The organism is Streptococcus mitis (assembly GCF_001074635.1).
Classification (GTDB): Bacteria; Bacillota; Bacilli; order Lactobacillales; family Streptococcaceae; genus Streptococcus; species Streptococcus mitis_E.
Genome location: NZ_JUQO01000139.1, coordinates 1 through 8,562 on the forward strand (window position 1 = coordinate 1; position 8,562 = coordinate 8,562).

At 39.8% G+C, this 8,562-nt stretch carries 9 protein-coding genes, 1 other RNA gene and 2 pseudogenes; 11 read left to right on the top strand and 1 reads right to left on the bottom strand.

The window, feature by feature from the left end; genetic code table 11:
* Positions 1–129: 129 nt before the first annotated feature.
* Positions 130–366, bottom strand: a pseudogene (locus tag ADI58_RS05710) (transposase family protein); the annotation flags it as partial.
* Positions 367–864: 498 nt separating this feature from the next.
* Between ADI58_RS05710 and comW the strand changes: the two are divergent.
* The 11 genes and pseudogenes from comW to ADI58_RS11725 form a co-directional block, all read left to right on the top strand.
* On the top strand, positions 865–1,101 hold the full coding sequence (gene comW / locus ADI58_RS05715) for a sigma(X)-activator ComW (RefSeq protein WP_049521810.1): 237 nt from the start codon (positions 865–867) through the stop codon (positions 1,099–1,101).
* Positions 1,102–1,331: 230 nt separating this feature from the next.
* The gene (locus ADI58_RS05720) at positions 1,332–2,618 is read left to right on the top strand and encodes an adenylosuccinate synthase (protein WP_001832534.1); all 1,287 of its coding nucleotides are present in this window, start codon (positions 1,332–1,334) and stop codon (positions 2,616–2,618) included.
* Positions 2,619–2,817: 199 nt separating this feature from the next.
* Entirely contained in the window at positions 2,818–3,285 is a 468-nt protein-coding gene (tadA, locus tag ADI58_RS05725) for a tRNA adenosine(34) deaminase TadA (RefSeq protein WP_049521811.1), read from the top strand.
* A gap of 34 nt (positions 3,286–3,319) precedes the next feature.
* Positions 3,320–3,415: signal recognition particle sRNA small type (gene ffs / locus ADI58_RS10385), an RNA gene on the top strand.
* A 56-nt stretch (positions 3,416–3,471) separates the two neighbouring features.
* Positions 3,472–3,915, top strand: a complete 444-nt coding sequence (locus ADI58_RS05730) for a dUTP diphosphatase (protein WP_049521812.1) — start codon at positions 3,472–3,474, stop codon at positions 3,913–3,915.
* A gap of 1 nt (position 3,916) precedes the next feature.
* Positions 3,917–4,456, top strand: coding sequence for a histidine phosphatase family protein (locus tag ADI58_RS05735; RefSeq protein ID WP_049521815.1), 540 nt, complete (start codon positions 3,917–3,919; stop codon positions 4,454–4,456).
* A gap of 13 nt (positions 4,457–4,469) precedes the next feature.
* Positions 4,470–5,831, top strand: a complete 1,362-nt coding sequence (radA, locus tag ADI58_RS05740) for a DNA repair protein RadA (protein WP_080982485.1) — start codon at positions 4,470–4,472, stop codon at positions 5,829–5,831.
* Between the two features lie 72 nt (positions 5,832–5,903).
* The gene (locus ADI58_RS05745; protein ID WP_049521813.1) at positions 5,904–6,401 is read left to right on the top strand and encodes a beta-class carbonic anhydrase; all 498 of its coding nucleotides are present in this window, start codon (positions 5,904–5,906) and stop codon (positions 6,399–6,401) included.
* Between the two features lie 22 nt (positions 6,402–6,423).
* Positions 6,424–7,239, top strand: coding sequence for a PrsW family intramembrane metalloprotease (locus ADI58_RS05750; protein WP_049521814.1), 816 nt, complete (start codon positions 6,424–6,426; stop codon positions 7,237–7,239).
* A gap of 144 nt (positions 7,240–7,383) precedes the next feature.
* A complete protein-coding gene (locus tag ADI58_RS05755; protein WP_033682853.1) occupies positions 7,384–8,352 on the top strand; it encodes a ribose-phosphate diphosphokinase in 969 nt (322 codons plus the stop codon).
* 117 nt (positions 8,353–8,469) lie between these two features.
* Positions 8,470–8,562, top strand: a pseudogene (locus tag ADI58_RS11725) (Rpn family recombination-promoting nuclease/putative transposase); the annotation flags it as partial.

The window sequence follows — 8,562 nt, forward strand, 5'->3', positions numbered from 1 at the left end:
TAGCGCATGACTGTTAATCATGATGTCGTAGGTTCGAGTCCTACTGGCGGAGTAGTTAATTAAAGGAGGTTTTGGCCTCTTTTTTTGTTATATAATTAATAATCTATCTCGCACCTAACGAAGCGAGATATTTTTATTGACGATAGAAGTTTCAGACACCATCATTTTCGAGCATTGATAGCACCTAAAACGGCGCTTTTTAAGGAGGATTCTAGTAGGCATACCAGTCGTTTCGAGATAAGGAATCTTAGAATGTTTTTGAAAGTCATATTTCTTCATTTAACTTCCGCAATCAGGGCAAGATGGGGCGTCGTAGTCCAGTTTAGCGATGATTTCCTTATGTGTACACCTATTGATGATATCCATAATTTAGAAATTAGGGTCTGTAAGCTCTAGTAATTTTGTGATAAAGTGTAATTGTTCCATATGATTCTTTCTAATGATGGTTTGGTGCCTTTTTATTATAAATCTTATGGAATTTTTTTCTACCCTAAAATAGGTTCCATAATATCCATAGAGGATTTAACCACTACAAATATTATACTTACTTTTCTTTTTAATAATTATTAAGTGCTTCATTTCTATTCAATCACTTTATAGTTTAAACTGAGAAAAATTCAATGCAATGGTAACCGTACAGGATGATTTGTAATAAGGATAATTTTTGTAAATCATTTATAGGAAATTTTTTATTTTTAGGGATTTAATAGTTTGTTTTTGATGTAAGATATTTATTTCTATTCTGTCAACTTTTCCTATTTTTTCTCTTGTTGAGGTTGGTATTTTAACAATTCAGGAATTATTAATGATTAATTAAAATTTTTTGTTAGAATAAGATCATAAAAAGTAAAGGAGTGTATGCTTATGCTACAAAATATTTATGATCAGATGACTGATTTCTATGACAGTATCGAAGAAGAGTATGCTACTTTCTTTGGTAATAGTTGGGACTGGGAACATTTTCATTTTAAATTTTTGATTTATTATTTAGTTAGATATGGCATTGGGTGTCGTAGGGATTTTATCGTTTACCATTATCGTGTTGCTTATCGTTTGTATCTTGAAAAATTGATAATGAAACAGGGTTTTGTTGCTTGTTGAGACAGTATGAGTTAATTTCCGAACAAATTTAACTTTTTGTGGGAAATTAATGATAAATAGCCGGAATTTTTTCTAAAACATTTTTTAATAGTTGGAAATAGCAAATCTTTCTATTGTTTCTTCTTGATAAAAAGGCGATTTTTTCTTATAATAAATTGTAAGATATAATTGCAGGTGAGAGTCCTGCCATGTATGTGAGAAAGGAAGAGCCTGAGGGCTCAGACAAGATTATGACTTCAGTTGTTGTTGTAGGTACCCAATGGGGTGATGAAGGTAAAGGGAAGATTACAGACTTCCTTTCAGCGAATGCAGAAGTGATTGCGCGTTACCAAGGTGGTGATAATGCAGGTCACACGATTGTGATTGATGGTAAGAAATTTAAGTTGCACTTGATTCCATCTGGAATTTTCTTCCCTGAAAAAATCTCTGTTATTGGGAATGGTATGGTTGTAAATCCTAAATCTCTTGTAAAAGAGTTGAGCTATCTTCATGAGGAGGGTGTAACAACTGATAACTTGCGTATTTCTGATCGCGCGCATGTTATTTTGCCTTATCATATCGAGTTAGACCGTTTGCAAGAAGAAGCTAAGGGCGACAATAAGATTGGTACTACAATTAAGGGAATTGGTCCAGCTTATATGGACAAGGCTGCTCGTGTGGGAATTCGTATTGCCGATCTTTTGGATAAAGACATTTTCCGTGAGCGTTTAGAACGTAACCTTGCTGAAAAGAATCGTCTTTTTGAAAAATTGTATGACAGTAAAGCGATTGCTTTCGATGATATTTTTGAAGAATATTACGAATATGGTCAACAAATCAAGAAGTATGTGACAGACACATCTGTCATTTTGAATGATGCGCTTGATAACGGTAAACGAGTGCTTTTTGAAGGGGCACAAGGTGTTATGCTAGATATCGACCAAGGTACGTATCCATTTGTTACGTCGTCAAACCCTGTGGCTGGTGGTGTTACGATTGGTTCTGGTGTCGGTCCAAGCAAGATTGACAAGGTTGTAGGTGTATGTAAAGCCTATACGAGTCGTGTAGGAGACGGTCCATTCCCAACTGAGTTGTTTGATGAAGTGGGAGAACGTATCCGCGAAGTGGGTCATGAATATGGTACAACAACTGGTCGTCCACGTCGTGTGGGTTGGTTTGACTCAGTTGTGATGCGTCATAGTCGTCGAGTTTCTGGTATTACTAATCTTTCATTGAACTCTATCGATGTTTTGAGTGGTTTAGACACTGTGAAAATCTGTGTGGCCTATGATCTTGATGGTCAACGTATTGACTACTATCCAGCTAGTCTTGAGCAATTGAAACGTTGCAAGCCTATCTATGAAGAGTTGCCAGGTTGGTCAGAAGATATTACTGGAGTTCGTAATTTGGAAGACCTTCCTGAGAATGCACGTAACTATGTTCGTCGTGTGAGTGAATTGGTTGGCGTTCGTATTTCTACTTTCTCAGTAGGTCCTGGTCGTGAACAAACAAATATTTTAGAAAGTGTTTGGTCCTAAGAGATTTTTAAGATTTGTTTAAGATAGGTCGGGTATACTATAGACAGTTACAAGAAGACCTCCTAACTTGTTGTAACAAATATCCTAAACTTTTCTTTTTCATAATAATCTCCCTATAAAGTCACCGCATTCGGTGGCTTTTTTTGTCTTGGGATTCATGATATAATAATAAAATCGATAAGTAGTAAAAGGGAAATTGATGAATTATACAGTTGAAGAAAAAGAAGTCTTTATGAGGGAAGCTTTGAGAGAGGCTGAGATTGCTCTGGAACACGATGAAATTCCAATTGGTTGTGTGATTGTCAAGGATGGCGAAATCATTGGTCGTGGGCACAATGCGCGTGAGGAATTGCAGCGGGCGGTCATGCATGCAGAAATCATGGCAATAGAGAATGCGAACTTGACTGAGGAGAGCTGGCGTTTGCTGGATTGCACACTTTTTGTGACCATTGAGCCTTGTGTCATGTGTAGTGGGGCGATTGGGCTTGCCCGTATTCCAAACGTGGTCTATGGGGCTAAAAACCAGAAATTTGGCGCTGCTGGAAGTTTGTACGATATCTTGACAGATGAGCGTCTCAATCATCGTGTGGAGGTTGAAACGGGAATTTTGGAAGATGAATGCGCAGCTATTATGCAGGACTTTTTTAGAAATAGACGGAAAAAATAATTTTGCTTTTAAAATGAATAGGAATGTGATATAATTAACAGTGGAGCAACAGTTCTGCGTGAAGCGGGTCAGGGGAGGAATCCAGCAGCCCTAAGCGATTTGAATTGTGTGCTCTTTTTTTCGTGCTTTTTCCGAATAAATAAGATAGAATAATCTAGAATAAATGATAATAGAAAAGAGAAGATGATGAAAATTCGTGGATTTGAATTGGTTTCTAGTTTTACAGATGAAAATTTATTGCCCAAGCGTGAGACAGCGCATGCGGCTGGTTACGACTTAAAGGTTGCTGTGCGTACAGTTATTGCGCCAGGAGAGATTGTCTTGGTTCCGACAGGAGTTAAGGCTTATATGCAACCGATTGAGGTTCTTTACCTTTATGATCGTTCTTCAAACCCTCGTAAGAAGGGCTTGGTTTTAATTAATTCAGTTGGGGTCATTGACGGGGACTATTATGGAAATCCTGGCAATGAAGGACATATTTTTGCTCAGATGAAGAATATCACAGACCAAGAGGTTGTTCTTGAAGTTGGAGAACGTGTTGTCCAAGCTGTATTTGCTCCTTTCTTAATTGCAGATGGAGATGCGGCTAATGGCGTTCGAACTGGTGGATTTGGGTCAACTGGACACTAAGATGAAGATTATCTTTATACGTCACGGGGAGCCAGATTATAGTATGCTTGATAAACTTGAAAATCCGCAACTCTATAGTGGTTTTGGTCGTGATTTAGCACCATTGACAGGAAAAGGTCGCAGTCTGGCAAAAGAAGTTGCTAAAACTGCATGTTTTGGAAAGGCAGAGATTATTATTTCATCGTCTGTGACGAGGGCTTTAGAAACAGCACATTATATAGCGGTTGAAACAGGATTGGACTTATTTGTGGAGCCGTTTTTTCATGAGTGGCGTCCAGACTTAGATGGTACTAACTCTGATTTAACTAGTGTATTGGTAGCTCATGAATATTATCTAAAACATCAAGGAGGTTTATCTGAAGATTCTCCTTATCGCTATGAAACTGCTCTGGAGATGCGTCATCGTTTTTTAAGAACTTTGGAAAAATATAAAAATTATAAAACTATTATCATTGTAACTCACGGAATGCTCATGCGTCAGTTTGTGCCAAATGAGAAGATTGATTTTTGCCAAGTGATTGAGTGTGAGTTAGAGATATAGAAAGAGGTTTATCATCGCAAAGAAAAAAGCGACATTTGTATGTCAAAATTGTGGGTATAATTCCCCTAAATATCTGGGACGATGTCCTAACTGTGGGTCTTGGTCTTCTTTTGTAGAAGAGGTTGAGGTTTCCGAGGTAAAGAATGCGCGTGTGTCCTTGACAGGTGAGAAAACCAAGCCTATGAAACTGGCTGAGGTGACGTCAATCAACGTCAATCGAACCAAGACGGAGATGGAGGAATTTAACCGTGTACTTGGAGGCGGAGTGGTACCGGGAAGTCTCGTCCTAATCGGTGGGGATCCTGGAATCGGGAAATCAACGCTTCTCCTACAAGTCTCAACCCAGTTGTCCCAAGTGGGAACGGTTTTCTACGTCAGTGGGGAGGAGTCTGCCCAGCAGATTAAACTACGTGCAGAGCGTTTGGGTGATATTGATAGCGAGTTTTATCTCTATGCAGAGACCAATATGCAGAGTGTTCGAGCTGAGGTGGAGCGCATCCAACCAGACTTCCTCATTATTGACTCCATTCAGACCATTATGTCTCCTGAGATTTCAGGGGTGCAGGGATCTGTTTCTCAAGTGCGTGAGGTGACAGCTGAACTTATGCAGCTGGCCAAAACTAATAACATTGCCATCTTTATCGTAGGGCATGTGACCAAGGAAGGAACCTTGGCTGGGCCGAGAATGTTGGAGCATATGGTGGATACGGTGCTTTACTTTGAAGGGGAGCGTCACCATACCTTCCGTATTCTGAGAGCGGTCAAAAACCGTTTTGGCTCCACTAATGAGATTGGGATTTTTGAGATGCAGTCGGGCGGATTGGTTGAGGTACTTAATCCAAGTCAAGTTTTCCTAGAGGAGCGTTTGGATGGAGCGACTGGTTCGTCAATCGTTGTGACCATGGAAGGGACGCGTCCGATTTTGGCGGAGGTTCAGGCTTTGGTGACACCGACCATGTTTGGAAATGCTAAGCGTACGACGACAGGACTTGATTTTAATCGTGCTAGTCTGATTATGGCTGTTTTGGAAAAACGGGCAGGTCTTCTCTTGCAAAATCAGGATGCCTATCTCAAATCTGCTGGCGGTGTCAAATTGGATGAACCTGCCATTGACTTGGCCGTTGCTGTTGCCATTGCTTCGAGCTATAAAGACAAGCAAACCAATCCTCAGGAATGTTTTGTAGGAGAACTAGGTTTGACTGGAGAAATTCGGCGCGTAAATCGTATCGAACAACGCATTAACGAAGCTGCTAAACTGGGATTTACTAAGATTTATGTACCTAAGAATTCCTTGACAGGAATCACTCCGCCCAAGGAAATTCAGGTCATTGGGGTGACAACGATTCAGGAAGTTTTGAAAAAGGTCTTTGCATAATCCGTGACAAATCCTCTTAAAAATGATAAGATAGGAGAAATATTTGACTATCAAATTTTCAAGGAGGGAATCGTGTCGTATTTTGAACAGTTTATGCAAGCCAATCAGGCTTATGTTGCCCTACATGGGCAGTTAAATCTGCCACTTAAACCCAAAACAAGAGTTGCCATTGTGACCTGTATGGACTCTCGTTTGCACGTTGCGCAAGCTCTAGGTTTGGCACTTGGGGATGCTCATATCTTGCGGAATGCAGGTGGCCGAGTGACTGAGGACATGATTCGTTCGCTGGTTATTTCCCAGCAACAAATGGGGACAAGAGAGATTGTGGTATTGCACCATACAGACTGTGGTGCTCAGACCTTTGAAAATGGGCCTTTTCAGGAGTATTTAAAAGAGGAACTAGGTGTCGATGTGTCAGATCAGGATTTTTTGCCCTTCCAAGATATAGAGGAAAGTGTACGCGAGGATATGCAACTCCTTATCGATTCTCCCCTAATACCAGACGATGTCATTATCTCTGGTGCTGTCTATGATGTGGATACAGGAAGTATGACCGTCGTCGAATTATAAAACGATTTTTAGAAAGAAGTGTATGAAGAAAAAGAATATCCTATTTATTTTTATTTTATTGTTGTGCATTGGTTTACAGTATGAAACGAGTTATTTTACCAATGGTTCTATGTCAGAAGCAGACTATAAGTTGATGGGGTCAGCCCTCTTTTTAGCTCTCTTTTACATGATTCCTGCTACTTTTGTCCTAAGTCGTCTTAGTAAAAAATGGGAAGTTCCCCAAAATGCTTTGATACTTTCTTTATTAGGTGGGATGTTTATTTCGGGTTGGTTATCTAGCTTTGCGAATACTTATATCCATGATTTTTTGAGTGTACTTTTCCCAGATAGTGGCTTTTTAAATGCCTTTGAAAGTGCTATCGTAGCACCATTGGTAGAGGAACCTTTGAAGTTGTTGCCTCTTGCCTTTGTGGTAGCTTTGGTTCCTGTACGAAAATTAAAATCTTTGTTTTTACTAGGCATTGCTTCTGGTTTGGGATTCCAAATGATTGAGGATATTGGTTATATTCGTACGGATTTGCCAGAGGGATTTGACTTTACTATTTCGAGGATTTTAGAGCGTATCATCTCAGGAATTGCCTCTCACTGGACTTTCTCAGGTCTGGCTGTAGTAGGTGTTTACTTACTTTACAGAGCTTATAAAGGGCAGAAGGTTGGCAAGAAAGAGGGGCTTATTTTCCTAGGTTTAGCCTTGGGAACTCACTTCTTGTTTAACTCTCCTTTTGTAGAATTGGAGACAGAGTTGCCGTTAGCGATTCCAGTGGTTACGGCTATTACTCTCTATGGTTTTTATCAGGCTTATCGCTTTGTTGAGAAGAACGATGAGATAATGAACTAGAATATTTTTCAAAAGAATGATGCAAGGGTACAAATATGGTGCCCTTCTTTTATTTTTGATTGAAAAATAGTGCAAAAAGCGCTACAATGGTAGATGGAAAATCTTGTGAAAAGCACAAGCGATACATATATACCGGAGGAAATCATGTCTTTTTCTGATTTAAAGCTGTTTGCCCTTTCTTCTAATCAAGAATTGGCAAAACGTGTGGCGCAGGAGATTGGGATAGAGTTGGGGAAATCAAGTGTTCGCCAATTTTCAGATGGAGAGATTCAGGTTAACATTGAAGAATCAATCCGTGGGAAACACGTCTTTATCCTACAATCAACTAGTTCGCCTGTAAATGACAATCTGCTTGAAATTTTGATTATGGTAGATGCTTTGAAGCGTGCCAGTGCAGAATCTGTCAATGTTGTCATGCCTTACTATGGGTATGCACGTCAGGATAGAAAGGCGAGAGCGCGTGAGCCAATCACTTCAAAACTTGTCGCAAATATGCTTGAAGTAGCTGGAGTGGATCGTTTATTGACAATCGACTTGCATGCTGCGCAGATTCAAGGATTCTTTGATATTCCTGTGGATCATTTGATGGGAGCTCCTCTGATTGCGGATTATTTTGAGCGTCGTGGCATGGTTGGTTCTGACTATGTGGTTGTCAGCCCAGACCATGGAGGGGTGACTCGTGCTCGTAAGTTGGCAGAATTTTTGAAAACATCTATCGCTATCATTGATAAACGTCGTAGCGTTGATAAGATGAATACTAGTGAAGTCATGAACATCATCGGTAAGGTTGAAGGTAAGACTTGTATCTTGATTGATGATATGATTGATACTGCTGGAACGATTTGTCATGCGGCAGATGCCCTTGCGGAAGCTGGTGCTGTTGAAGTCTATGCGAGCTGTACGCACCCAGTTCTTTCTGGTCCTGCTATGGACAATATCCAAAAATCAGCTATTAAGAAATTGGTTGTTTTGGATACCATCTATCTGCCAGAAGAGCGTTTGATTGATAAGATTGAGCAGATTTCAATCGCTCATCTACTGGGTGATGCTATCGTCCGTATCCATGAAAAACGCCCACTTTCTCCACTTTTCAGTATTGAGAAAAAGATTTAATGACCAAGCCTGAGATAATTCTCAGGTTTTTTCGTCTCTTTTGCGAATAAATAGATAGTAACAGTGAATCTAGGAAACTTAGATTTAAAACTGTGGTATAATAAAAGGAGGAAAAGGATGATTCTAAGACATCCGGGCATCAGCCCAACCAATGATTTGGTAGCTAAGAAAATCTTTAGCAATCCAGAAATCACTTGTCAATTTATTCGC